Raw genomic sequence first — 22,590 nt, 5'->3', positions numbered from 1 at the left:
GATCGTCCCACCAGGTCGACCATTCACCGCCGTAGTAGTCGCTGAAGGACTTGCTCCCCGCTCCGGCGGGGCGCCGCTCCCCGTTTTCCGGGGGCGGCAAACGTGATCTGCCGGGCACAAAAGTCCCCGGTCAGTCGCGGTGCGACCGTGCTACAGTCGAAGCAGTTGCAGTTTTGGTTCCCATGAACGTGTGTGTGCGCCTGCTGGTACCAACCAACAGGCGCATTTGTTTTGTCCGGTGTTTCAGTCTCCGGATGGGGATCGCGGCTACTTGGGGATTCACGAGGTGTGAATCCCTGATGCCCCAATAGGAGGAGACGGTTATGGCTACCGGCACCGTGAAGTGGTTCAACAGCGAAAAGGGCTTCGGCTTCATCGAGCAGGACGGCGGCGGCCCGGACGTCTTCGCCCACTACTCGAACATCGTCGCCCAGGGCTTCCGTGAGCTCGTCGAGGGCCAGCGCGTCGAGTTCGACGTCACCCAGGGCCAGAAGGGCCCGCAGGGCGAGAACATCCGCGTCATCTGACGTCAGCCTCGACGCTGACGCGCGATCGACTCTGATCTCGTGAAGCGGGGGCCCGCATCGCTCGACGGTGCGGGCCCTCGTCCATGCCGCCGTACGGCCGGGGCGGCGCACTCCCAGACGACGGCCGACCAGTCCGCGACCGCGGGCTGCCGACCGACGGACGGAGACCCCGTGACCACCCCTGCCCGCACGCCCCGCGACCGCGCCACCGACCGCACCACCACCCGGTCGGCCGACCGCGCCACCGACCGATCCGGTGACCGTGCCACCGACCAGGGCCGCACCGGCCGCCCGCGCCGCAGCGGGGACAACCCCGAGCGCGCCCGCCGCGCCGTGGACGGCGCCGACCGCGCCCGCAAGCCGCGCAACCGCACCGGCGCCCCGAAGACCGGCGCCGCCAAGGCCACCCGCACCGCCGTCCCGGAGCCCGCCGACTTCACCGTCGTCGAGGGCACCCCGGCCCGGCCGCCGGCGGCCTCCTTCGCCGAGCTCGACCTGCCCAAGGCGATCCTGTCCGCGCTCACCCGCGAGGGCGTCACCGAGCCGTTCCCGATCCAGGCCGCCACCCTGCCCGACTCGATCGCCGGGCGCGACGTCCTCGGCCGCGGCCGCACCGGCTCCGGCAAGACCCTGGCCTTCGGCCTGCCGCTGCTCGCCCGCACCGCCGGGCGCCGCGCCGACGCCCGGCACCCGCTGGCGCTCGTCCTGGTACCCACCCGCGAGCTCGCCCAGCAGGTCACCGAGGCGCTCACCCCGTACGCCACCGCGGTCAACCTGCGGATCACCACCGTCGTCGGCGGCATGGGCATCGGACGGCAGGCCAACGCGGTGCGCCGCGGTACCGAGGTGCTGGTCGCCACCCCCGGCCGGCTGGACGACCTGATCGGGCGCGGTGACGTCAACCTGTCCGACGTCGCCATCACCGTCCTCGACGAGGCCGACCAGATGGCCGACATGGGCTTCCTCCCGCAGGTCAGCAAGCTGCTGGAGCAGGTCGCCGAGGGCGGGCAGCGGATGCTGTTCTCCGCGACCCTGGACCGCAACGTCGACCGGCTGGTCAAGCGCTTCCTGGCCGACCCGGTCACCCACTCGGTCGACCCCTCGGCCGGCGCCGTCACCACCATGGACCACCACGTCCTGCAGCTGGAGCCCGCCGACAAGGCCTCCGCCACCGCCCACATCGCCTCCCGCGACGGCCGCGTGATCATGTTCGTGCACACCAAGCACGGCGCCGACCGGCTCGCCAAGCAGCTGCGCGCCACCGGCGTGATGGCGGCCGCGCTGCACGGCGGCAAGTCCCAGCCGCAGCGCAACCGGGTCCTGGACCAGTTCCGCGACGGCGAGGTCACCGCGCTGATCGCCACCAACGTCGCCGCCCGCGGCATCCACATCGACGGCCTCGACCTGGTCGTCAACGTCGACCCGCCGATCGACCACAAGGACTACCTGCACCGCGGCGGCCGCACCGCCCGGGCCGGCGAGTCCGGTACGGTCGTCACCCTGGTGCTGCCCGAGCAGCGCCGCGAGGTCAACCGGCTGATGACGGTCGCCGGGATCCGCCCCACCGTCACCAAGATCCGCCCCGGCGACGCCGACCTGGCCCGGATCACCGGCGCCCGCACCCCCAGCGGCGTCCCGGTCGCGCTGGCCGTCCCGGCCGCCGCCCAGCCGGCCGCCCCGGTCACCGCCGACGGCAAGGCCGCCGAGGGCAAGTCGGGCAGCCCGCGCCGCCGCTCCGGCAAGCGCTCCGGCCTGCCCACCGACGTCGACATGAACGGCAACCCGCGCCGCCCGCGCCCCAAGCAGCGCCTCGGCGCGGCCGGCCAGGGCGAGCGGCCGCAGGCCGCCGGGTTCATCGGCCGCTCCTCCGGCCGGGCCCGGCCGGGCAGCGGCTCCAAGTCCGGCGCCAACTACGGCACCGGGCGCCAGCGCCGCAAGTTCGACTGACGGCCGCCGAGGGCGACTCCCGCCGAACGGGCTCCGCGACCTCCCCCACCACGGGGGAGGGCGGGGCCCGTTCCGCGTTCCCGGCCCGGCTCGATCCGACCGGTGTCGGCAGCTGGCGTGAATCCGTCGCCGCTCGCCTTGAACCAGCGCTTGACGGCGGACCGTCCAGACCGGATTCTTTTACGCGACCCACACATCTGTCGCACAGTCACCAAACCGCCGCAGGTGTCGAGTTGACGTGATTCGCCGATCCGGAAGGACCACACTCCCGATGCGCCGAACCTCCGCCCTGCTGACCACCGCCCTGCTCGCAGGGGCCGCCGCCCTGGCCGCACCGGCCACCGCCGCCCAGGCCGCACCCTCCTGCGGCGCCTTCGTCGCGGGCTGGAGCGCCGTCGGCAGCTGCAGCGGCCTCGACCCGATGCAGACCTGGTCCGTGGGCGCCACCTGTTACTACTGGAACTCCACCCACACCGTGCAGTTCTCGCGGCCCGCGATCGGCGGCCTGGCGATCGGCGACGGCAGCGTCTCCGCGGCCTGCAGCTACGGCGACAGCGTGATGTTCCCGCACGTCATCATGGGCGCCACGCCGCCGGCCGGCCCCACCGGCCAGATCACCGGCTACGTCGGCAAGTGCGTCGACGTGCAGGGCGCCAACATCCGCAACGGCACCCCCGTCCAGATCTACGACTGCAACGGCACCGTGGCGCAGAAGTGGCGGATAGGCGTCGACGGCACCATCCGCGCCCTCGGCAAGTGCATGGACGTCTCCGGCGGCGGCACCGCCAACCACACCATGGTCCAGCTCTGGGACTGCAACGGCACCGGCGCCCAGCAGTGGCAGGCCCGCGCCGACGGCTCGCTGCTCAACCCGCAGTCCGGCCGCTGCCTGGACGACCTCGGCTTCTCCACCGCCAACGGCAACCAGCTCGGTATCTGGGACTGCAACGGCGCCGCCAACCAGAAGTGGAACCTGCCGACCTGATTACACGTCAAGTAGGACCCGCCGCACGGCTTTCGCGCCGGGCGGCGGGCCGTCTTCGTTCCGTGCGGCTACACCGCGGCGGCCGTCGGGGCCAGCCGGCGCAGCCGCTCCGCCGTCTCCGCGTCACGCGGCGACATCACGATCAGCTGCAGCCCCTCGGCGGCCAGCAGCACGTGCTGGTCGATCCGCAGCTCGCCCAACTCCTCGTGCCGCACCACCTTCTCGGCCCCCGAACGCTCCGCGACCTGGTGCTCGGCCAGCCAGCGGTCCGCCTCCGGATGCTCGGCCCGCACGTGCTGGATCATCCGGCCCAGGTGCCGGCCCACCGCCGTCGCCTCCCCGCCGCGCTCCGCGTACGCCGCCCGCAACTGGGCCAGGAAACGCCGGGCGTGCTCCTCCCAGTGCTCAACCCGACTGCGGTGCAACGGGTTTCCGAACACCACCCAGGCCAGGTTGCACTCCTGCGGCGGCCGGCCCGACAGCTCGAACAGCGCGTCCGCGCCCGGATTCCACGCCCGCACGTCCCAGTTGGCGTCCATCACCCAGGCCGGCGCCGGCCACTGCGCGTGCATCAGCCGCAGCAGCGCCGCCGGGACCTCCGCGGGCGCGCCCACCTCCCCGTCCAGCGGATGGCTGCCCGCCAGCCGGAACAGGTACGCGGTCTCAGCCCGGTCCAGCCGCAGCGTCCGGGCCAGACTCGCCAGCACCTCCGGCGACGGGTGGATGTCCCGCCCCTGCTCCAGCCACGTGTACCAGGTCACCCCCACCCCGGCCAGCAACGCCAACTCCTCCCGCCGCAACCCCGGCGTGCGCCGCCGCACCCCCGGCGCCAGGCCCACCTCCTGCGGCGTCAACCGGGCCCGACGGCTGCGCAGGAAGCTCGACAGCTCCGTGCGGCGCTCCTCCGACTCGTCCATGTCCCCCGTCCTTCCTGGTGGTCGAACTACCAGTATCCCCACGCACTGCTGCCGTCCGGGCCCCGGCGGCAGGCTTGATCGCGACAGCCCGAGCCAGCTCCGAGGGATCCGTGATGAACCGCCAGAACCGAACCGTCCGCCGCACCGTGGTCGCCCTCGCGGCCGCCGCCGCCCTGCTCGGCACCGCCGGTACGCTACCGGCCGCCGCGGCCGCCCACTGCCCGGCCCCGGCCGTGATCAACGGCCACGCCCCCACCCTGGTCCCCGAGACCGCCGTCTGGGACCAGGCCCACCACCGCTTCCTGGTCGGCTCGTTGCGGCACGGCACCGTCTCGGCCGTCGCCCTCGACGGCAGCGTCCGCACGCTGGTCGACGACCCCGGCACCCTGATCGAGATCGCCGGCCTGCGGATCGACCAGGCCCACCGCCGCATCTTGGTCACCAATCTCGACAACGGAATCGGCGAACGTTCCGGCCCCGCCACCCTCGGCCGGGTCGCCGGCATCGCCGCCTACGACCTGGACACCGGCCGCCGCCTCTACTACACCGACCTCGCCGCCGTCGCCGGCGACGGCGGCAGCCACCTCGCCAACGACATCGCCATCGCCCCCGACGGCACCGCCTACGTCACCGACTCCTTCGCCCCCGTCGTCTACCAGGTCGACCCGGACGGCACCGGCTCCGTCCTGCTGCGCGACGACCGCCTCACCCCCGCCCCCGGCAGCTACGGCCTCAACGGCATCGCCTACCGCGACGGCCGGCTCGTCCTCGGCAAGTGGGACGACGGCACCCTGTGGCAGCTCCCGCTCCGGGACCCGGCCGACCTGCGCCGCGTCGAGATCGCCGACGGCGGGGCGCTGCTCCACCTCGACGGCATCTTCGCCCGCCCCGACGGCACCATCGCCGGCGTCACCAACGCCTTCTTCGGCGCCGGCCGCGACGCCGAGGTGGAGCTCCGCTCCGACGACCACTGGCACACCGCCCGCCTCACCGCCGTCCACCCCTCCGCCGACCCCACCCCCACCGCCGTCACCACCGGCCCCGCCGGCGCCCTCTACCAGCTCTCCGGCGGCCTGGCGGAGGCCAACGCCGGCCACCCGGGCGACACCTTCGTCCTGCGGCGGCTCTGAGCGGACTGAACTCCCACCACCAGTCGATGTTGCCGCGATACAATGCTATGTACATCGCCAACATCCATCCGAGGTGCCCGATGTCCGTGACCCAGATCGACATCGATGACGAAGCGCTGGAACGCGCAATGGCTCTTGCCGGAGTGCGAACCAAGAAGGAGGCCGTGAACCTCGCACTGCGCTTCTACGCCGAGCGGCAGGAACGCGCGGCCCGCATCAGTAGGCACTTCGAGCGGGCCCAGCACTGGGAGGCCCTTGAGCATGCCGAGCGGATGCACCGGGCCGAGAAGGACGCTCGGTGATCTATCTCATCGATACCTCCGCATTGTTCCGGCTGATGCGGGATCCGAAGCTCAAGACCGCCTGGTACGACGCGATCGACGCAGGGTCGATCGCGTCGTGCTACCCGCAGCGTGCTGAGCTCCTCTTCAGCGCACGCGACGGCCGGGAGTACGACGAGATCTCCGAGCTGTTCGCTGAGCTCTACCCCGATGTCTCGGTGCCGAAGAACGCAGGACGCTGGATCGACATGGTGCAGCGGCGGATGGCGCTCGCCGGCCGGCACCGCAGTGCCTCTGCCGTAGACCTGATGATCGCGGCGACGGCCGCGCACCATGGACTCACGGTGCTCCACGACGATGCGGACTACCGTACGGTGGCGCGGTACGCCACCGACCTGAGCGAGCACAGCATTCTGGACTGCGCCTGAGTCGGTCGCACGCTCAGGCGGTGAGCGCCGGAACCGCCACCGCCGCCAGGCGGGCCTGGTCGTAGCGCTGCAGCAGCAGGGCGGCCAGCTCCGGGGCGGGGCCAAGGGTGCCGGCCAGGACGTCCGCCCCGGCCGCCGCCGCGGCGATGCGGTCCGGCAGCAGGCCCGGGGCCAGTAGGTAGGGGGCGACGGCGGTCTGCCGGGCTCCGGCCGCGCGCAGGGCGGCGAGGGCCTCCGGCACCCGCGGCCCCGAGGCCGAGGCGTAGGCGACCTCGACGGCGGCCCAGCCGCGGCTGCGGCGCCACTCGGCGGCGAGCGCGCGGGTGGCGGCGTCGGCGGCCGGGTCGGAGGACCCGGCCGCGGCCAGCACCACGCCCGTGCGGGCGCGGACCACGGCCGAGTCCAGATCGAGCCCGGCCTCCGCGAGCCGGCGGTCCAGGGCGGCGAGCAGCAGCGGCGAGGGCCCCAGCACGTCGGCGACGGGCAGCCCGGCGCCGGCGGCGCGCAGGGCGGCAGGGACGTCGTGCTTGGCGTGGAAGGCCCGGTTCAGCAGCAGCGGCACGGCCACCGCGTCCGTCAGCCGGCCGACCACCTGGGGGATCCGCGGCGCGCAGTGGTCCAGGTAGGCGGTGGCGACCTCCAGGGCGGGTCGCTGCGCCCGCACCTGCTCGACCAGGGCGGCCACGGTCGCGGCGTGCCGCGGGTCGCGGCTGCCGTGGGCGATCAGCAGGAGGGCGGGCATCAGCGGGGCCTCACTTGGCGGAGGCCAGCAGGCCGCGGTTGCGCAGCACCCGGCGCTCGACCGGGGTGAACACCAGCAGCTCGATGGCGATGCCGACGAACAGGATGAGGATGATGCCGAGCAGCACCCCGGACATGTCGGAGAACTCGCGCTGGTCCTCCAGGAACCGGCCGAGGCCCCGCCCGAGGTCGGGGGAGGAGGCGACCAGCTCGGCGGCCATCAGTGAGCGCCAGGAGAACGCCCAGCCCTGCTTGAGCCCGGCCAGGTAGCCGGGCAGCGCGGCCGGGATGAGCACGTGCCGGGCCCCGGCCAGACCAGTGGCGCCGATGGTGCGTCCGGCCCGCAGGAACAGCGGCGGCACCTGGTCGATGCCGGCCACCAGCCCGTTGGCGATGGACGGGACGGCGCCCAGCAGGATCACCGCGTACATCATCGAGTCGTTGATGCCGAGCCAGATGACGGCGGCCGGCACCCAGGCCACCGAGGGCAGCGACTGCAGGCCCTGCAGCACCGGGCCGATGGCGGTGCGCACCGGCTTGACCCGGGCGACCACCAGGCCGATCGGGGTGCCGATGACCACGGCGAGCAGGAAGCCGGACAGGCCGCGCCACACGCTGGTCCAGATGATCGAGAAGAGTGTTCCCTGGTACCAGAGGTCCTGGAGGGAGTGCCAGACGTCGGCGGGGCTGGGCAGCTTGTACGAGGAGGTGAGGTGCAGGCTGTACGCGCCCTGCCACAGCGCCAGCACCACCAGCACGCCGATCAGCGGCGGCAGTGCCTTCGTTCGCAGCACCTCGCCGATCGAACTGCGCGGGGCGGCGACGGAGTCGAGGGCGTCCAGGCCGGCCCCGACCTCGGCGGTGTCGCCGTCGTTCCGGGCGGGGGCGGTGTCAGTGCTGGACATGGCGACGGATCTCCCCACGCAGTTCTTCGGTGATCTCGATGGACAGGTCGGCGACGCCGGAGGACTCGATGCGGCGCGGCTGCGGCAGGTCGATCCGCCACTCGCGGGCGACCCGGCCGGGCCGGGAGGACAGCAGGACGACGCGCTGGGCCAGGCGCACGGCCTCGCGCACGTTGTGGGTGACGAACAGCACGGACAGCTGCCGCTCGGCCCAGATCCGGGTGATCTCGTCGTGCAGCACGTCCCGGGTGATGGCGTCGAGCGCGGCGAACGGCTCGTCCATCAGCAGCACTTTGCTGCCCTGGGCGAGGGCGCGGGCCATCGCGACGCGCTGGCGCATGCCGCCGGACAGCTCGTGCACCCGCTTGCCGTACGCGCCGCCCAGGCGGACGAGTTCGAGCAGGCGCTCGGCCTCGGCGCGGCGCTCTGGGCGGGGGAGGCCTGCCAGCTTGAGGGCGAGCTCGATGTTCTTCCCGGCGGTGAGCCAGGGGAACAGCGCGTGTTCCTGGAACATCAGCGCGGGGCGGCCGCCGGGCACCTCGATGCTGCCGCGGGTGGGCTTGTCGAGGCCGGCGACCAGGTTGAGCAGGGTGGACTTGCCGCAGCCCGAGGCGCCGAGCAGGGTGACGAACTCGCCGGGCGCGACGTCGAGGGTGATGTCGTCCAGCACGTGGGTCTGGGCGCCCGGGCGGCCGAAGGACTTGTGCACGTGCGAGATCCGGACGGCGGGCGCGTTGGTGGCGTCGACGGCAGGGGCGTCGGCCGGGGTGGTCAGTACCGGGCTCATGGGGACCTCCCGCATGTGGTCTGGGGGCTGGCGAGTCGGAGCCGGGGTCCGGGCCCCGCCCGCGCCGGTGGGCATCGATCGGGGATCGACCGGGCGGGCGGGGGACCGGACCGCGGAGTTACTTGGTGCCGAGTCCGGCGTCCGCCACGGGCGCCTGGCCCTGGGCCGCGAGGACCTTGTTCAGCAGGGTGAGGTCGTAGATGCCGTTCAGATTGGGCTTCTTGAGGAGCCCGGCGGTCACGGCGTGGTCGGCCTCGGCCTGCAGGGTGTTCGCCAGCGGGTCGTCCAGGAAGTCGATGTCGGCCCAGGCCGGGTCGAGGACGGCCGGCTCCAGCGCGTTGCCGGCGTCCTTCTTGATCGCCTCGTTGGCGTCGGCCTTGGCCTTCTCGGGGTTGGCCTTGATGAAGGCGTTGGTGTTCACCGAGCCGCGCAGCACGGCCTCCACCACGTCCGGGTGCTCCTTGAGGAACTTCTGCGAGACGATGATGTTGGTGATCACGAACTTCTTGTCCGGCCAGACGTCCTTCTCGTTGAGCAGGACCTTCGCGCCGAGGGTGACCAGCTTGGAGGCGGTGGGCTCGGGCACCCAGGCGCCGTCGATGGAACCCTGCCGGTAGGCGTCGGGGGTGACCTTGTTGTCGGTGCGCACCACCGAGACGTCGCCCGCGCCGGACGCCGCGTCCACCTTGTAGCCCTTGCCCGCCAGGTAGTTGAGCAGGGCCACGTCCTGGGTGTTGCCCAGCTGCGGGGTGGCGATCTTCTTGCCCCTGAGGTCGTCCAGCGAGGAGACCTTGTCCGGGTTGACCACCAGCTTGACCCCGCCGGAGGCCGAACCACCGATGATCTTCAGGGACTTGCCGTCGGACTTGGTGTAGCCGTTGATCGCGGGGGAGGGGCCGATCCAGCCGATGTCGATGGAGCCGGCGTTGAGCGCCTCGATCTCGGCCGGGCCCGCGTTGAAGACCTGGGTCCTGATCTGGGTGGTGCCCAACTCCTTCTGGAAGATGCCCTCCTGGAGGCCGACCAGTGCGGTGCCGTGGGTCAGGTTGGCGAAGTAGCCGATCTTCACCGTGGGGGAGGACAGCTTGACGCCCGGAGCCCCGGTCGCGGCGGTGTCGGCGGAGCCGTTGTCGGCGGCCTTGGAGCCGTAGCCGCAGGCCGACAGCAGGGCCACGGCGGTCAGGCCGGCGACGGCGGCCGCGGCGGAGCGTCTGATCCGGCCGGCGTTGGGGCGGACGAAGGTATGGGAGGGGGCCGGGTTGGGTGCCATGGTGGTGAGTCCTGTTCGCGGACGGACCGTCAGGAGGCGGTCTCGGGCGGATGGTCGGGAAGGTGGTGCGCGCGGCAGCGGAGTGCCGGGGCAAGCCGGGCGGCTGTGGGGGAGGACAGCCCGGTGACGGGGCGTGCTCAGCCCCGTCGGCCCACACATCGGGTCAGGCCGCCCTGGCCGCTGCCGAGGACGCCGCTGCCGATGCGGCCGCCTTCCTTGTCCATGCCCGAGAACGCCTCGCTGGGCATCAGACCCAGTCCTCCTCAGCGGGTTCCGTGGCTCGTACGGTCTCGAAGGCCTCGCCCGCCATGCCGGCGGTGAGGGTGGTGCCGTCGGCCGGGTCGATCAGCAGGAACGAGCCGGTGCGACGGTTGTCGGTGTAGTCGTCGAGGGCCAGCGGCTCGGCGGTGCGCAGCTTCACGTGGCCGATGTCGTTGACGTTCAACCCCTCGGCGCCGGAGCGCTGTTCGAGCGTGTCGATGTCGATCCGGTAGGAGATCTCCTTGACCAGCGCGCGCACGGTGCGGGTGGTGTGCTTGAGCAGCACCTTGTCCCCGGCGCGCAGCGGGCGCTCGTTGAGGTGGCTGACGGTGGCCTCGATGTCCTTGGTGGGCGCGGGAGTCGCCCCGGCGGCGATCAGGTCGCCGCGGGAGATGTCGAGGTCGTCGGCGAGCCGGACGGTGACCGACTGCGGCGCCCAGGCGATGTCGGTCCCGCGGCCGAACGCGTCGATCCCGGCGACGGTGGTGGTCAGGCCGGAGGGCAGCACGGTGACGGCGTCGCCGACCCGCAGCACGCCGGAGGCCAACTGGCCCGCGTAGCCGCGGTAGTCGGGGTGCTCCTCGGTCTGCGGGCGGATCACGTACTGGACCGGGAAGCGGGCGGGCTCGGCGCTCGGGTCGCTGCCGACCGGGACGGTCTCCAGGTGTTCGAGCAGGGTCGGGCCGCCGTACCAGTCCATGTGTGCGGACGGCTCGACGACGTTGTCCCCGGCGAGGGCCGAGATCGGGACGGCGAGGACGTCCTTGACGCCGAGCGAGGCCGCGTAGGCGGTGAACTCGGCGGCGATGGCGGCGAAGACGGGCTCGGCGTAGTCGACCAGGTCCATCTTGTTGACGGCCAGCACGACGTGCGGCACCCGCAGCAGCGCGGCGACGGCGGCGTGCCGACGGGTCTGCTCGACCACGCCGTTGCGGGCGTCGACCAGGACGACGGCGAGCTCGGCGGTGGAGGCGCCGGTCACCATGTTGCGGGTGTACTGCACGTGCCCGGGGGTGTCGGCGAGGATGAACCGCCGCCGGGGGGTGGCGAAGTAGCGGTAGGCGACGTCGATGGTGATGCCCTGCTCGCGTTCGGCGCGCAGGCCGTCGGTGAGCAGTGCGAGGTCGGGTGCCTCCTGGCCGCGGCCCAGGGAGACGCGCTCGACGGCCTCCAGCTGGTCGGCGAGCACCGACTTGGAGTCGTGCAGCAGCCGGCCGACCAGGGTGGACTTGCCGTCGTCCACGGAGCCGGCGGTGGCGAAGCGCAGCAGGGAGGTGGCGTTGGTCTCGATGGTCGTGCTCATTAGAAGTACCCCTCGCGCTTGCGGTCTTCCATCGCGGCCTCGGAGAGCTTGTCGTCGGCGCGGGTGGCGCCGCGCTCGGTGAGGCGGCTGGCGGCGATCTCGGCGATCACGGCCTCGATGGTGGTGGCGTCGGAGTCGACGGCGCCGGTGCAGGACATGTCGCCGACGGTGCGGTAGCGGACCAGCCGCCGTTCGACCGGTTCGCTGTCCTTGGGGCCGCCCCACTCGCCGGCGGTCAGCCACATGCCGCCCCGGGAGAAGACGTCGCGCTCGTGCGCGTAGTAGATCTCCGGCAGCTCGATGCCCTCGCGCTCGATGTACTGCCAGACGTCCAGCTCGGTCCAGTTGGACAGCGGGAAGACCCGCACGTGCTCGCCGACCGCGTGCCGGCCGTTGTACAGCGACCACAGCTCGGGGCGCTGGCGGCGCGGGTCCCAGGCGCCGAACTCGTCGCGCAGCGAGAAGACGCGCTCCTTGGCGCGGGCCTTCTCCTCGTCCCGGCGGCCACCGCCGAACACCGCGTCGAAGCGGCCCTTCTCGATGGCGTCGAGCAGGGGCACGGTCTGCAGCGGGTTGCGGGTGCCGTCGGGGCGCTCGCGCAGCCGGCCGTCGTCGATGAAGTCCTGGACGTGGGCGACGTGCAGGCGCAGGTTGTGCTCGGCGACGACCCGGTCGCGGTAGGCGAGGACCTCGGGGAAGTTGTGCCCGGTGTCGACGTGCAGCAGCGAGAAGGGGATGGCGGCGGGCGCGAAGGCCTTGAGCGCCAGGTGCAGCATGAGGATGGAGTCCTTGCCGCCGGAGAACAGGATCACCGGGCGCTCGAACTCCCCCGCGACCTCGCGGAAGATGTGCACCGACTCGGCCTCCAGCGCGTCCAGGTGGGACAGCGCGAAGGGGTTGTCGGTGCGGACCGGACTGTCGGTCGCGGTGGTCATGCCAGGCCCCTCTCGGTCAGGAAGGCGTGCAGCTCGGCGGCGGAGTCGGCCACCTCGCGGCCCTGCGTCTGGATCCGCAGCTCCGGGTTCTGCGGAGCCTCGTACGGGTCGTCGACGCCGGTCAGGCCGGAGATCTCGCCGGCCGCCTGCTTGGCGTACAGGCCCTTGACGTCCCGTTCGGCGCACAGCTCGACCGGGGTGGCGACGTGGATCTCCAGGAACTCGGTGCCGGCCGCGGCGTGCCGCTCGCGCACGGCGGTGCGGGAGTCGGCGAACGGGGCGATCACCGGGGCGAGCACCTTGACGCCGTTGGCGGCGAGCTTCTCGGCGACGAAGCCGATCCGGGTCACGTTGGTGTGCCGGTCCTCGCGGGAGAAGCCGAGGCCCTTGGAGAGGAACTCGCGGATCTCGTCGCCGTCCAGCACCTCGACCTTGTGGCCCTCGGCGCGCAGCCGCTCGGCCAGCGCGAAGGCCAGGGTGGTCTTGCCCGCGCTCGGCAGCCCGGTCAGCCACACGGTGGCGCCGCGCTCGCAGGGGGCGGCCGCACGGGCCGCCTCTGCGGCTCCGTCGGCGGCCGATGTGTTCGCTGTCACGGTGTCTTCCTTACACGGTAGTTGACGGATCGTCAGAGATGGATGCCGCACTCGGTCTTGCCGGAGCCGGACCAGCGGCCGGCCCGGGCGTCCTCGCCCTCGGCCGGCTTGCGGGTGCAGGACAGCGGCGAGCAGCCGATCGAGGTGTAGCCCTCCCACAGCAGCGGGTTGAGCAGCACGCCGTTGGCGGCGACGTAGGCGTCCACGTCCTCCTGCGTCCACCGGGCGATCGGGGCGATCTTGACCTTGCGGCGCTTCGGGTCCCAGGCGACCACCGGGGTGTTCGCCCGGGTCGGGGACTCGTCGCGGCGCAACCCGGTGGCCCAGGCGTCGTAGCCGCCGAGGCCGCGGGTGAGCGGCTCGACCTTGCGCAGCGAGCAGCAAAGGTCCGGGTCGCGGTCGTGCAGGTTCGGCCCGTGCTCGGCGTCCTGCTCGGCGACGGTCTTCAGCGGGGTGAGCGTGATGACGTTGACCGGCATGGTCGCCGCCACCGCGTCCCGGGTGCCGATGGTCTCCGCGAAGTGGTAGCCGGTGTCCAGGAACACCACGTCCACGCCGGGGAACACCGAGGAGGCGAGGTGGGCGACCACCGCGTCCTCCATGGAGGAGGTGACGCAGAACCGCTTGCCGAAGGTGTCGGCGGCCCAGCGCAGGACCTCCTGCGCCGTGGCCTCCTCCAGCTCGCGGCCGGCCGTGGTCGCGAGCTTCTCGTAGTCAGGTGCTGCGCTGGTCATGTGACGTACCCCCGTCGGTCGGTGCCAGCAGGCCGAGGAACTTCAGCTGGAAGGCGCGGCGGCACCCGTGGCACTCCCAGGCGCCGTGGCCGGCCTCGCAGGGGCGCAGGTCCTCGTCCCCGCAGTACGGGCAGAAGAACGGTGCGGCTCTCTCACTCATGACAGCTGCTCCTCGCTGGCCCGGGCCGTCCACTGGGCGAAGCGCTCGCCCTCGGTGCGGTCGGCCTGGTAGCGGGTCAGCAGGCGCTCGACGTAGTCGGGCAGGCCGGCGCTGGTGACCTTGAGGCCGCGGACCTTGCGGCCGAAGCCGGCCTCCAGGCCGAGCGCGCCGCCCAGGTGCACCTGGTAGCCCTCGACCTGGTTGCCGTGCTCGTCGGTGACGAGCTGGCCCTTGAGGCCGATGTCGGCGACCTGGATGCGGGCGCAGGCGTTCGGGCAGCCGTTGATGTTGATGGTCAGCGGCTCGGCGAAGTCGGGCAGGCGCTGCTCGAGCTCGTCGATCAGGGAGCGGCCGCGCTCCTTGGTCTCGACGATGGCGAGCTTGCAGTACTCGATGCCGGTGCAGGCCATGGTGCCGCGGCGGAACGGCGAGGGGGTGACCCGCAGGTCGAGCTCCTCCAGGCCGGCCACCACCGACTCGACGTGCTCCTCGGCGACGTCGAGGATCAGCATCTTCTGCTCGGTGGTGGTGCGCACCCGGTCGCTGCCGTGGGCGGCGGCGAGGTCGGCGATCCGGCCGAGCAGCTTGCCGTCGACCCGGCCGACGCGCGGGGCGAAGCCGATGTAGTAGCGGCCGTCCCGCTGCTGGTGGACGCCGACGTGGTCGCGCCAGCGGGCGACCGGCTCGACCGGCGCGGGGCCGTCGATCAGGCGGGTCTTCAGGTACTCGTCCTCCAGCACCTGGCGGAACTTCTCGGTGCCCCAGTCGGCGACCAGGAACTTCAGCCGGGCGCGGTTGCGCAGGCGCCGGTAGCCGTAGTCGCGGAAGATGCCGATCACGCCGCCGAAGACGTCCGGCACCTGCTCCAGCGGGACCCAGGCGCCCAGTCGCACGCCCAGCTTGGGGTTGGTGGACAGGCCGCCGCCGACCCACAGGTCGAAGCCCGGGCCGTGCTCGGGGTGGACCACGCCGACGAAGGAGACGTCGTTGATCTCGTGCGCGACGTCCAGCAGCGGGGAACCGGAGATCGCGGCCTTGAACTTGCGCGGCAGGTTGGAGAACGCCGGGTTGCCGATGAAGCGGCGCTGGATCTCCTCGATCGCCGGGGTGCCGTCGATGATCTCGTCCTGGGCGACGCCGGCCACCGGGGAGCCGAGGATGGCGCGCGGGGTGTCGCCGCAGGCCTCGGTGGTGGACAGGCCGACGGCCTCCAGCTTCTGCCAGATCGCCGGGACGTCCTCGATCCGGATCCAGTGGTACTGGATGTTCTGCCGGTCGGTCAGGTCGGCGGTACCCCGGGCGTACTGCTCGGAGACCTCGGCGATGGCCCGCAGCTGGGGGACGGTCAGCCGGCCGCCGTCGATGCGCACGCGCATCATGAAGTACTCGGCGTCCAGCTCGTGCGGGTCCAGGATCGCGGTCTTGCCGCCGTCGATGCCCTCCTTGCGCTGGGTGTAGAGCCCCCACCAGCGCATCCGGCCGCGCAGGTCGGCGGGGTCGATCGAGTCGAAGCCCCGGTGCGCGTAGATCGTCTCAATGCGTGTCCGCACATTGAGACCGTCGTCGTCCTTCTTGATCTGCTCGTTGGCGTTCAGGGGGGTGAAGTGGCCCATGCCCCACTGGCCCTCGCCGCGGTGGCGGGTCACCTTGCGAGCCGCGGCGGGGCGGCGCGCGGCAGTGCGGTCGGCCGTGGGCTCGGCGATCTCGGGAGAGGTGGCCATGCTGAAGTCCTTCGGGGCAGGTGGCGCTGACGCCGGGTGGGTCGCGGAGCGTGCTCGGCCGTACGGGACTGCTGTGACCTGCGGGTTTCTCAGGGCCGGGAGAGCAGTGACCGGGCCGGGCGGGCGCCTGCGCATCCGCTGGTGCGGGGATGGCGGTGGGATCGGCGCCGGGTGCGGTGGTGCGGCGGGGTGGGAGCTCAGGTCACCGGACAGATGGCGCTGGACACGCGAAGGAGATCGACGTGGAGTCGACCTACTAGGGTGGTTCCGGCGCTAGGCATGGCAAGAGATTCGCACGGCGCGGGACTCGCGGTCCACTAACGTCCGGATTCTGGACGCTGAGATTTCGGATCGTGGGACGGTCGACCGTTCCCGCGGCTCCCCGCCGGGCGTCCGTCCGCGCGCTGCGCACGCGCCCGTACCCCCGGGGGAGATCAACCGGAGCGCCCGGCCCGATACCGTTAGCCCTGTGCAAGCAGCAGGCGATACGACCAGACCGAACCCCGAGCGGCCGTCCCGGCGCCGGGGCAAGGGCTCCCGGCGCGCGGCCAAACGGGCCACCTGGCGCCGCACGGCGTGGGACTTGATCAAGGACACCACCAACACCTGCGTCGAGTACCGCGTCACCGGCCTCGCCGCGGAGGCGGCCTTCTTCACCCTGCTGTCGATCCCGCCGCTGCTCCTCGGCCTGGCCGCCACCCTCGGCTACCTCGACGAGTTCCTCGGTGCCGGCACCATCGAACGGCTCAAGCACGACATCGTCTCGGCCTCCAGGACGGTCCTGTCGGAGTCCTCCGTCAACGAGGTCGTCAAACCGCTGCTCAGCCAGGTCTTCGACCACGTCCGGCCGGACCTGATCTCGATCGGCTTCCTGTTCTCGCTGTGGTCCGGATCCCGGGCGCTCTACATCTTCATCGACACCATCACCGTGATGTACGGGCTGGACGGCAAGCGGGGCATCGTCAAGACCCGGCTGATGTCGCTGGGCCTCTACCTCGGCGCCCTGGTGATCAGCTCCCTGGTGCTGCCGCTGCTGATGGCCGGGCCCGGTCTGGTCGAGAACGCGGTGCACGGCATCGCGGGCCTCGTCGGCGCCGCCTACTGGCCGGTCGCGATCCTGCTGCTGATCGTCTCCCTCACCACCCTCTACCACCTGGCCGTACCGGTCTCCACGCCCTGGCGCGAGGACATCCCCGGCGCCCTGGTCGCCCTGGTGGTGCTGGTCTTCTGCAGCGTCGGACTGCGGATCTACCTGGTCAGCTCGATCGAGGGCCACTCGGTGTACGGCTCGCTGGCCGCGCCGGTGGCCGTGCTGCTGTGGATCTTCGTGGTGGCCCTCGCGGTGCTCATCGGCGCCGCCATGAACGCCGCCATAGACCGCCGCTGGCCCACCCTGGAGACCGCCGACGCCCGCGCCGAGAACGAGCGCGCCCACGAGGAGGCGGCCGCCGCCGTGGTCCGCGAGGTCGCCGCCCGACGGGCCGTCGAACGGGCCCGGCGCGCCCGCGAACTGGGCCTGGCCGAGGGCATGGAGGAGGAGTGGGGCGAGGAGGAGCTGGACGACGTCGACGCGCCCGCCGAGTACCCCGAGCGGTGGGCCGACGTGCTCGCCGCCGACAACCTGCGCGGGCGCCTCACCGCCCGCCCCGGGCCGCACCACCGGCCCGCCCCGCCGCCGCCGGACAGCGACCGGCCGGTGGGGCCGCCGCCGGTGGGGCCTGGGCCGGGGCAGGAGCGGCCGGGGCCGGGGCCGAGGTACCCGTCCGGGCCGCCGTGGGAGCAGCGGTAGCGGTTCTCCGGCCGCCACGGGTTCCGTTCGCGGGTTCCGTTCGCGGGTTCGCCTGCGGGTTCCGTCCAGGGAGACGGGCAGGGATACGTGCAGGGATATGGACAGGGCCTCCCCCGCGGTGCGGGGGAGGCCCTGTCCGTCTGTCAGGCCGTCCGGCCGGGTTCGTGGCCCTCGGCGGCCCTTCCGGGCCCCGGGTGCCGTCAGACGGACGGGTTCGGGGGGAAGGGGGACTGCGCCGGCCGGCCGTAGCCGTGGGTGGGCTGCTCCTCGACCGGGGGGTAGCCGTAGGACGGCTGCGGGGCGGCCGGCTGCGGTCCCCCGGCGGGGGGCCGGCCGAAGGCGGGGCGCACCTCGGTGAGGGCGCCCGGGTCCGCGAGGCCGGGGCCGGCGGGGGCCGGCGCCGTCGGGTCGGGGCCCGGAGTCTGCGGCCGGCCGGCGCCCGCGGTCTGGCCCTGGTTCGGGCCCTGGCCCTGGCCCGTTGAGGCCGGGTCGGATGCCGCCGCCGGACGGCCGGCCTGGCCGCTCTGCGCGGGGAGCGGCTCGGGGGTCGGCTGGACCGGGTCCAGGGCGGTGCGGCCCGAGGAGTCGCTCAGCTTGATCAGCAGCGCGACCATCAGCCAGTTCGCCAGCAGTGAGGAACCACCGGCCGCCAGGAACGGCAGCGCCTTTCCGGTCAGCGGCACCAGCCCGCTCACGCCGCCGACCACCACGAAGATCTGCAGCGCGAGCGCCGCCGACAGCCCGGCGGCCAGCAGCTTGCCGAACGGGTCGGTCAGGCCGATCGCGGTGCGCAGGCCGCGCTGGATCAGCAGCACGTACACCAGCAGGATCGCGGTCACCCCGGCCAGGCCCAGCTCCTCGCCGATGGTGGTGAAGATGAAGTCGCTGCGCCCGGCGAAGCCGATCAGCCACGGCCGGCCCGAGCCCAGGCCCGTCCCGGTCATGTGGCCGGTGCCCAGGCTGAACAGGGCCTCGGCGGGCTGTTCGGAGATCGCCGGGTCGTGCACCGGCTTGTAGTAGTCGAGCGGGTGCAGCCAGGCCTCGACCCGGCCGTGCACGTGCGGTTCCAGGGTGCCGACCACCGTCGCGCCGCCGACCGCCATGATGATGCCGAGCACCACCCAGCTGGTGCGTTCGGTCGCCACGTACAGCATCACGATGAAGAGGCCGAAGAAGATCAGCGAGGTGCCCAGGTCGCGCTCGAAGATCAGCACCAGCAGGCTGACCGCCCAGATCGCCAGCACCGGACCGGCGTGCCGGCCGCGCGGCAGGGTCATCCCCCAGACCTTCCGCCCGGCCAGCGCCAGGGCGTCCCGGTTGGCCATCAGGTAGCCCGCGAAGAAGATCGTGATCGCGACCTTCACGAACTCGTCCGGCTCGAAGGAGGGCAGCCCGGGGAGCTTGATCCACCGCTTGGCGCCGAAGCTGTCGGTCGGTGAGAACACCGGCGCGGTCAGCAGGATCAGCGCGCCCGCCATCATCAGGTAGACGTACCGCTGGAAGAAGCGGTGGTGCTTGACGAAGACGATCAGCGCGAGCGCCGCCGCCACCGAGATGAACACCCACATGAACTGGCCGGGCGCGGCCGGGACCTTCTGGTAGTCGCCCTTGAGCGGGTGCGCGGCCTTGTAGCTGAAGTCCAGCCGGTCCAGCAGCACCAGCCCGAAGCCGGTCAGGAAGACGCCCAGCGGCAGGATCAGCGGGTCCGCGTACGGCGCGAACCGGCGCACCGCCAGATGTGCCACCGCGACCAGCGCCCCGAGGGACAGGCCGTGGACCAGCAGCCCGGGCGGCAGCTTGTCGGTCAGCGCCAGCGAGGCGTCGATGTGTCCGGCCAGACAGACGGCCACCGCGAGCGCCAGCAGGCCCAGCTCGATGTTGCGGTGGCGCGCGGCCAGCCGGCGGCCCTCCCCGCGTGCAGTGCTTTGCACCTCTTGTCGTCCCCTTGTTGTCACCCACGTGGCCGGTATCGCGCCGACGGTGCATCCTGCCAGACGATGGCGGCTCCGCGCCGGTTGCGCCTGCGGGCCGGGCAAGGGCAGAACTTTGCCTCGGCAAAGCTTTGTTCGGCTTTGGTAAAGGTTTGTTCAGGCCCGGGTATAGAGGTGGGCCCCGGCTGTGGCGGGCCCGGTCCGGAGGGCCATCATGGCCGGGCGCCGCGGCTCCTGCCCGGCGACTCCCGGCGCCTCCCCGGCGGCCCCCGACGCCCCTCCCGGCGACGGCCGGGTGGCGGGTGCGGACGAGGCGGGCGGACGGATGAACGGCGCGGTGGACGTCGCGGTGGATGCCGCGGCCCGGACACTCGGCCACGGCGGCGCCGCCCGGGCGCTCGCCTACGGCGGACCGCCCGCGTGGCAGTGGTCCGACCTGGCCACCTCCTGGACCCTCGAACCGCTGGTGCTCGCCCTGTCGGTGCTCCTCGGCGGCTGGTACCTGAGCGCGGTGCGCACCGTCCACCGCGGCGACGGCGAACGCTGGCAGCCCACCCGCACCACGGCCTTCCTCGGCGGGCTGCTGCTGTGGATCTGGTGCACCTGCTCCGGCCTCGGGGTGTACGAGCGCATCCTCTTCACCGACCGGGCCGTACAGGTCGTGCTGCTGCTCATGGTCGTCCCGCTGCTGCTCGCGCTCGGCGCGCCCGTCTCGCTGCTGGTCGAGTCCTCGCCGGAGCACCGGCGGGAGCGGATCCTGCGGGTGCTGCGCAGCCGGCCGTCCAAGGTGCTGATGTTCCCGGCGGTCTCCACGGCGCTGCTGATGGCGCCGCCGTGGCTGCTCTACTTCACGCCCTGGTACGAGTGGTCGCTCTCCAGCGGGGTCGGGAACGTGGTGCTCCACCTGGCGCTGGTGCTGCTGGGCCTCGCCTACTTCTGGCCGCGGCTGCAGCTCGACCCGGTCGGGCACGAGTACCCGCACCTGGTGGGGCTGTTCATCACCTTCGCCGAGGTGATCTTCGACGCGGGGCTCGGGATCGTGCTGATCTACGGCGGCCACCTCGTCGCCGAGCACTACTACGTCGCGCTCGGGCGCCCCTGGGGGCCGAGCCTGGCCCAGGACCAGACCTGGGGCGGCAACGCCTTCTGGGTGCTGGGCGACCTCGTCGGGCTGCCGTTCCTGGCCGCGCTGGTGCGGCGGATGGTGGTGCAGGGGCGCGAGGAGATCAAGGCCGTGGACGCCGAGCTGGACGCCCGCTTCGAGGCACAGGCCGCGCAGGCCCGGGCGGCCGGGCTGCCGGAGGAGGAGGAAACGGGCATGCGGCCGTGGTGGCTGGACGACCCGAACCTCAAGCACCGCTACGGCGGGTAGCCCGGCTTCCCGCTTCTTCCCGTCCCGCCGGGTCCAACCTTGCTCCCGGCGGGGCTGCTGGCGGTCCCCCGCCGAGGGCTCCCTCGCCGCCCAGGACCGCGTTTCCGCAGGTCAAAAATAGGTTGGCCGTCATGGCCCGCTCCGCTAGCGTGTGACGCGTCAGGTTCGGGGCCATTGGGCCGCCGGAGGAGTTTCGGGGGCCGTTGGGCCATCCGAGGAGTAGAGAGCAGGAGGTGAACCCCGTGGTCGTTGTCGCCCCGATAGCTGCCCTGGGCAGCGCTCGCGTTCACCTCCTTTTCCCGGCCGCCGGCTGAGCCTTCCGCGCCAGCCGTAGCCCGCCGGGACCATCTCCTCCCGAAGGGCCACTGCGTTGTTCAACGCTGCCTCCGTTCCGTCGTTCTCTACTTCTTCCTTCTCCTCCGAGAGCCTCACTGGCTTCACCGGGAGCTCCACCGAGAGCCCCACGCTGGCCGGCTACGGCTGGACGCCCGAGCTCGACCAGCTCTTCGCCCCGCTCGCCGAAGCCGGGCTGCTCCCGGCCCGGATCGTCCGGGTCGACCGCGGCCAGTGCGACGCCGTCCTCGCCGATCCGGAGACGGGCGAGCTGCGCACCGTCCGGCTCGACACCAGGCGGGTGGGCGACGCCGACATGATCAACTGCCCGTGCACGGGCGACTGGGCCGCCGTCGACCTGCATGCCCAGCCGATGGCCGCCGTCACCGCTCTGCTGCCACGCTCCACCGCGATCATCCGCAAGGTGGCCGGCAAGCGCTCCGACGGCCAGGTGCTGGCGGCCAACGTCGACACCGTCCTGATCGCCGCCTCACTCGCGGCCGATCCCGACCTCGGGCGGATCGAGCGCTTCCTCGCCCTGGCCTGGGAGTCCGGCGCCGAACCGCTGGTCGTCCTCACCAAGGCCGACCTCGTCGACGACGCCGAGTTCATCCGGGCCGACGTCGAAGCGGTCGCCCCCGGCGTCACCGTGCTGGTGGTCAGCGCCGAGACCGGCGAGGGCATCGACGTGCTGCGCGCCTGCGCCCCTGGCACGGCGGTGGTGATCGGTCAGTCCGGTGTGGGCAAGTCCACCCTCACCAACGCGCTGGCCGGCGCCGATGTGATGGCAGTCCAGCAGGCCCGCGAGGTCGACCAGAAGGGCCGCCACACCACGACCACCCGCGAACTGATACCGCTTCCCGGCGGGGGCGTGCTGATCGACACCCCCGGGCTGCGCGAGGTCGGCCTCTACGGTGGTGAGGGGGTGGACCTGGCCTTCGCCGACATAGCCGAGCTGGCCGAGGAATGCCGCTTCCACGACTGCAACCACCACACCGAGCCCGGCTGCGCGGTGCGGGCGGCGCTGGCCGACGGCACCCTGCCGCAGCGCCGGATGGACAGCTACCTCAAGCTCCAGCGCGAGAACGAGTGGATCGCCTCCCGCTCGGACGCCCGGGTGGCCAAGGCGCGGCTGAACAAGTGGAAGGCCATCACCAAGTCGATGCGCGCGGCGGGAGGTCCGGTGAAGCGCTGAGCAGAGGTGCTCCTGGCCCTAAGGGCGGGCGACGGCCCGGCTCGGGCGGGTTCGAACGCTCGCGCTGGCCACCTGCAGTGGCCACCTGTTCTGGTCGGCCGCCGGCGGCCGACCAGAACAGGACGGGCCGGGGTGCGTGGCGCGTGGGCGCAGTGAGCGTGGTGAGCGAGAAACGCCGGGTGGCCGCCGTGCGTCCGGTGGATCCGGCGGGTGTGGTGGGTTGGTGGCGGGTGGGCGCGGGGGCAGCCACGTCGGCGCGCCGTGGACGGCACCCGGCTGGTGATGGAGTACGCGGAGAAGCTGCTGGGCGACGACACCGTCTTCGGCTACCAGTACTCGCCGGAG

General features: G+C 72.5%; 22 protein-coding genes. 9 read left to right on the top strand and 13 right to left on the bottom strand.

Annotation, left to right across the window (positions count from 1 at the left end):
* Positions 1 to 323 precede the first annotated feature (323 nt).
* The 3 genes from ACWCYO_RS35500 to ACWCYO_RS35490 all read left to right on the top strand — a co-directional run bounded on the left by ACWCYO_RS35500 (position 324) and on the right by ACWCYO_RS35490 (position 3,459).
* On the top strand, positions 324 to 527 hold the full coding sequence (locus ACWCYO_RS35500; RefSeq protein ID WP_270147743.1) for a cold-shock protein: 204 nt from the start codon (positions 324 to 326) through the stop codon (positions 525 to 527).
* A 171-nt stretch (positions 528 to 698) separates the two neighbouring features.
* The gene (locus ACWCYO_RS35495; protein ID WP_449786532.1) at positions 699 to 2,474 is read left to right on the top strand and encodes a DEAD/DEAH box helicase; all 1,776 of its coding nucleotides are present in this window, start codon (positions 699 to 701) and stop codon (positions 2,472 to 2,474) included.
* 271 nt (positions 2,475 to 2,745) lie between these two features.
* On the top strand, positions 2,746 to 3,459 hold the full coding sequence (locus tag ACWCYO_RS35490; RefSeq protein WP_333493504.1) for a ricin-type beta-trefoil lectin domain protein: 714 nt from the start codon (positions 2,746 to 2,748) through the stop codon (positions 3,457 to 3,459).
* A 68-nt stretch (positions 3,460 to 3,527) separates the two neighbouring features.
* Here ACWCYO_RS35490 and ACWCYO_RS35485 read toward each other — a convergent pair whose 3' ends face one another.
* Entirely contained in the window at positions 3,528 to 4,376 is an 849-nt protein-coding gene (locus ACWCYO_RS35485; RefSeq protein ID WP_270147745.1) for a helix-turn-helix transcriptional regulator, read from the bottom strand.
* A gap of 113 nt (positions 4,377 to 4,489) precedes the next feature.
* On the opposite strand from ACWCYO_RS35485, the gene ACWCYO_RS35480 reads away from it, so the two are divergent.
* The 3 genes from ACWCYO_RS35480 (at position 4,490) to ACWCYO_RS35470 (ending at position 6,215) form a co-directional block, all read left to right on the top strand.
* Positions 4,490 to 5,506 (top strand): hypothetical protein, encoded by a 1,017-nt coding sequence (locus ACWCYO_RS35480; protein ID WP_449786531.1) that lies wholly within the window; start codon positions 4,490 to 4,492, stop codon positions 5,504 to 5,506.
* Positions 5,507 to 5,586: 80 nt separating this feature from the next.
* Positions 5,587 to 5,808 carry a type II toxin-antitoxin system VapB family antitoxin gene (locus ACWCYO_RS35475; protein ID WP_270147748.1) on the top strand — a complete coding sequence of 74 codons (222 nt, stop codon included), beginning with the start codon at positions 5,587 to 5,589 and terminating at the stop codon, positions 5,806 to 5,808.
* Positions 5,805 to 6,215 (top strand): PIN domain-containing protein, encoded by a 411-nt coding sequence (locus ACWCYO_RS35470; protein ID WP_270147750.1) that lies wholly within the window; start codon positions 5,805 to 5,807, stop codon positions 6,213 to 6,215. Before ACWCYO_RS35475 ends, ACWCYO_RS35470 begins: the two co-directional genes overlap by 4 nt.
* A gap of 13 nt (positions 6,216 to 6,228) precedes the next feature.
* On the opposite strand, the gene ACWCYO_RS35465 is transcribed toward ACWCYO_RS35470, so the two are convergent.
* The 11 genes from ACWCYO_RS35465 to ACWCYO_RS35415 form a co-directional block, all read right to left on the bottom strand.
* On the bottom strand, positions 6,229 to 6,957 hold the full coding sequence (locus ACWCYO_RS35465; RefSeq protein WP_270147752.1) for a sirohydrochlorin chelatase: 729 nt from the start codon (positions 6,955 to 6,957) through the stop codon (positions 6,229 to 6,231).
* A gap of 10 nt (positions 6,958 to 6,967) precedes the next feature.
* A complete protein-coding gene (locus ACWCYO_RS35460) occupies positions 6,968 to 7,861 on the bottom strand; it encodes an ABC transporter permease (protein ID WP_270147754.1) in 894 nt (297 codons plus the stop codon).
* Positions 7,848 to 8,648, bottom strand: a complete 801-nt coding sequence (locus ACWCYO_RS35455) for an ABC transporter ATP-binding protein (RefSeq protein WP_270147756.1) — start codon at positions 8,646 to 8,648, stop codon at positions 7,848 to 7,850. The genes ACWCYO_RS35460 and ACWCYO_RS35455 overlap by 14 nt, the downstream gene beginning before the upstream one ends.
* A 118-nt stretch (positions 8,649 to 8,766) precedes the next feature.
* A complete protein-coding gene (locus tag ACWCYO_RS35450) occupies positions 8,767 to 9,918 on the bottom strand; it encodes an aliphatic sulfonate ABC transporter substrate-binding protein (protein WP_449786530.1) in 1,152 nt (383 codons plus the stop codon).
* 247 nt (positions 9,919 to 10,165) lie between these two features.
* On the bottom strand, positions 10,166 to 11,482 hold the full coding sequence (locus ACWCYO_RS35445; protein ID WP_270147759.1) for a sulfate adenylyltransferase subunit 1: 1,317 nt from the start codon (positions 11,480 to 11,482) through the stop codon (positions 10,166 to 10,168).
* Entirely contained in the window at positions 11,482 to 12,417 is a 936-nt protein-coding gene (cysD, locus tag ACWCYO_RS35440; RefSeq protein ID WP_270147761.1) for a sulfate adenylyltransferase subunit CysD, read from the bottom strand. Before cysD ends, ACWCYO_RS35445 begins: the two co-directional genes overlap by 1 nt.
* The gene (gene cysC / locus ACWCYO_RS35435) at positions 12,414 to 13,010 is read right to left on the bottom strand and encodes an adenylyl-sulfate kinase (protein WP_405000731.1); all 597 of its coding nucleotides are present in this window, start codon (positions 13,008 to 13,010) and stop codon (positions 12,414 to 12,416) included. Before cysC ends, cysD begins: the two co-directional genes overlap by 4 nt.
* A gap of 32 nt (positions 13,011 to 13,042) precedes the next feature.
* The gene (locus ACWCYO_RS35430) at positions 13,043 to 13,744 is read right to left on the bottom strand and encodes a phosphoadenylyl-sulfate reductase (protein WP_270147762.1); all 702 of its coding nucleotides are present in this window, start codon (positions 13,742 to 13,744) and stop codon (positions 13,043 to 13,045) included.
* Positions 13,725 to 13,904, bottom strand: coding sequence for a hypothetical protein (locus ACWCYO_RS35425; protein WP_449786529.1), 180 nt, complete (start codon positions 13,902 to 13,904; stop codon positions 13,725 to 13,727). The genes ACWCYO_RS35430 and ACWCYO_RS35425 overlap by 20 nt, the downstream gene beginning before the upstream one ends.
* On the bottom strand, positions 13,901 to 15,625 hold the full coding sequence (locus ACWCYO_RS35420) for a nitrite/sulfite reductase (RefSeq protein WP_449786528.1): 1,725 nt from the start codon (positions 15,623 to 15,625) through the stop codon (positions 13,901 to 13,903). Before ACWCYO_RS35420 ends, ACWCYO_RS35425 begins: the two co-directional genes overlap by 4 nt.
* A 197-nt stretch (positions 15,626 to 15,822) precedes the next feature.
* Positions 15,823 to 15,906 (bottom strand): putative leader peptide, encoded by an 84-nt coding sequence (locus ACWCYO_RS35415; RefSeq protein WP_310593185.1) that lies wholly within the window; start codon positions 15,904 to 15,906, stop codon positions 15,823 to 15,825.
* Positions 15,907 to 16,094: 188 nt separating this feature from the next.
* Here ACWCYO_RS35415 and ACWCYO_RS35410 point away from each other — a divergent pair, with 188 nt between their 5' ends.
* Entirely contained in the window at positions 16,095 to 17,414 is a 1,320-nt protein-coding gene (locus ACWCYO_RS35410) for a YihY/virulence factor BrkB family protein (protein WP_449786527.1), read from the top strand.
* Between the two features lie 200 nt (positions 17,415 to 17,614).
* Here ACWCYO_RS35410 and ACWCYO_RS35405 read toward each other — a convergent pair whose 3' ends face one another.
* On the bottom strand, positions 17,615 to 19,345 hold the full coding sequence (locus tag ACWCYO_RS35405) for an FtsW/RodA/SpoVE family cell cycle protein (protein ID WP_449786526.1): 1,731 nt from the start codon (positions 19,343 to 19,345) through the stop codon (positions 17,615 to 17,617).
* A gap of 214 nt (positions 19,346 to 19,559) precedes the next feature.
* Here ACWCYO_RS35405 and ACWCYO_RS35400 point away from each other — a divergent pair, with 214 nt between their 5' ends.
* On the top strand, positions 19,560 to 20,717 hold the full coding sequence (locus ACWCYO_RS35400) for a cytochrome c oxidase assembly protein (protein ID WP_449786525.1): 1,158 nt from the start codon (positions 19,560 to 19,562) through the stop codon (positions 20,715 to 20,717).
* Positions 20,718 to 21,087: 370 nt separating this feature from the next.
* Positions 21,088 to 22,245 carry a ribosome small subunit-dependent GTPase A gene (gene rsgA / locus ACWCYO_RS35395; protein WP_449786524.1) on the top strand — a complete coding sequence of 386 codons (1,158 nt, stop codon included), beginning with the start codon at positions 21,088 to 21,090 and terminating at the stop codon, positions 22,243 to 22,245.
* The last annotated feature ends 345 nt before the right edge of the window (positions 22,246 to 22,590 follow it).

The sequence above is a fragment of the Kitasatospora sp. NPDC001683 genome, assembly GCF_053596495.1.
This window is presented reverse-complemented; position numbering and strand designations above follow the sequence as displayed.

Excerpts from the sequence above, each read along its gene's own strand:
- ACWCYO_RS35460 (WP_270147754.1), bottom strand. The coding sequence starts at position 7,861 with ATGTCCAGCACTGACACCGCCCCCGCCCGGAACGACGGCGACACCGCC.
- ACWCYO_RS35445 (WP_270147759.1), bottom strand. The coding sequence starts at position 11,482 with ATGAGCACGACCATCGAGACCAACGCCACCTCCCTGCTGCGCTTCGCC.
- ACWCYO_RS35420 (WP_449786528.1), bottom strand. The coding sequence starts at position 15,625 with ATGGCCACCTCTCCCGAGATCGCCGAGCCCACGGCCGACCGCACTGCC.
- ACWCYO_RS35450 (WP_449786530.1), bottom strand. The coding sequence starts at position 9,918 with ATGGCACCCAACCCGGCCCCCTCCCATACCTTCGTCCGCCCCAACGCC.
- cysD (WP_270147761.1), bottom strand. The coding sequence starts at position 12,417 with ATGACCACCGCGACCGACAGTCCGGTCCGCACCGACAACCCCTTCGCG.
- ACWCYO_RS35400 (WP_449786525.1), top strand. The coding sequence starts at position 19,560 with ATGGCCGGGCGCCGCGGCTCCTGCCCGGCGACTCCCGGCGCCTCCCCG.
- ACWCYO_RS35500 (WP_270147743.1), top strand. The coding sequence starts at position 324 with ATGGCTACCGGCACCGTGAAGTGGTTCAACAGCGAAAAGGGCTTCGGC.
- ACWCYO_RS35455 (WP_270147756.1), bottom strand. The coding sequence starts at position 8,648 with ATGAGCCCGGTACTGACCACCCCGGCCGACGCCCCTGCCGTCGACGCC.
- ACWCYO_RS35430 (WP_270147762.1), bottom strand. The coding sequence starts at position 13,744 with ATGACCAGCGCAGCACCTGACTACGAGAAGCTCGCGACCACGGCCGGC.
- ACWCYO_RS35485 (WP_270147745.1), bottom strand. The coding sequence starts at position 4,376 with ATGGACGAGTCGGAGGAGCGCCGCACGGAGCTGTCGAGCTTCCTGCGC.
- ACWCYO_RS35475 (WP_270147748.1), top strand. The coding sequence starts at position 5,587 with ATGTCCGTGACCCAGATCGACATCGATGACGAAGCGCTGGAACGCGCA.
- ACWCYO_RS35480 (WP_449786531.1), top strand. The coding sequence starts at position 4,490 with ATGAACCGCCAGAACCGAACCGTCCGCCGCACCGTGGTCGCCCTCGCG.
- ACWCYO_RS35415 (WP_310593185.1), bottom strand. The coding sequence starts at position 15,906 with ATGCCTAGCGCCGGAACCACCCTAGTAGGTCGACTCCACGTCGATCTC.
- ACWCYO_RS35490 (WP_333493504.1), top strand. The coding sequence starts at position 2,746 with ATGCGCCGAACCTCCGCCCTGCTGACCACCGCCCTGCTCGCAGGGGCC.
- ACWCYO_RS35425 (WP_449786529.1), bottom strand. The coding sequence starts at position 13,904 with ATGAGTGAGAGAGCCGCACCGTTCTTCTGCCCGTACTGCGGGGACGAG.
- ACWCYO_RS35465 (WP_270147752.1), bottom strand. The coding sequence starts at position 6,957 with ATGCCCGCCCTCCTGCTGATCGCCCACGGCAGCCGCGACCCGCGGCAC.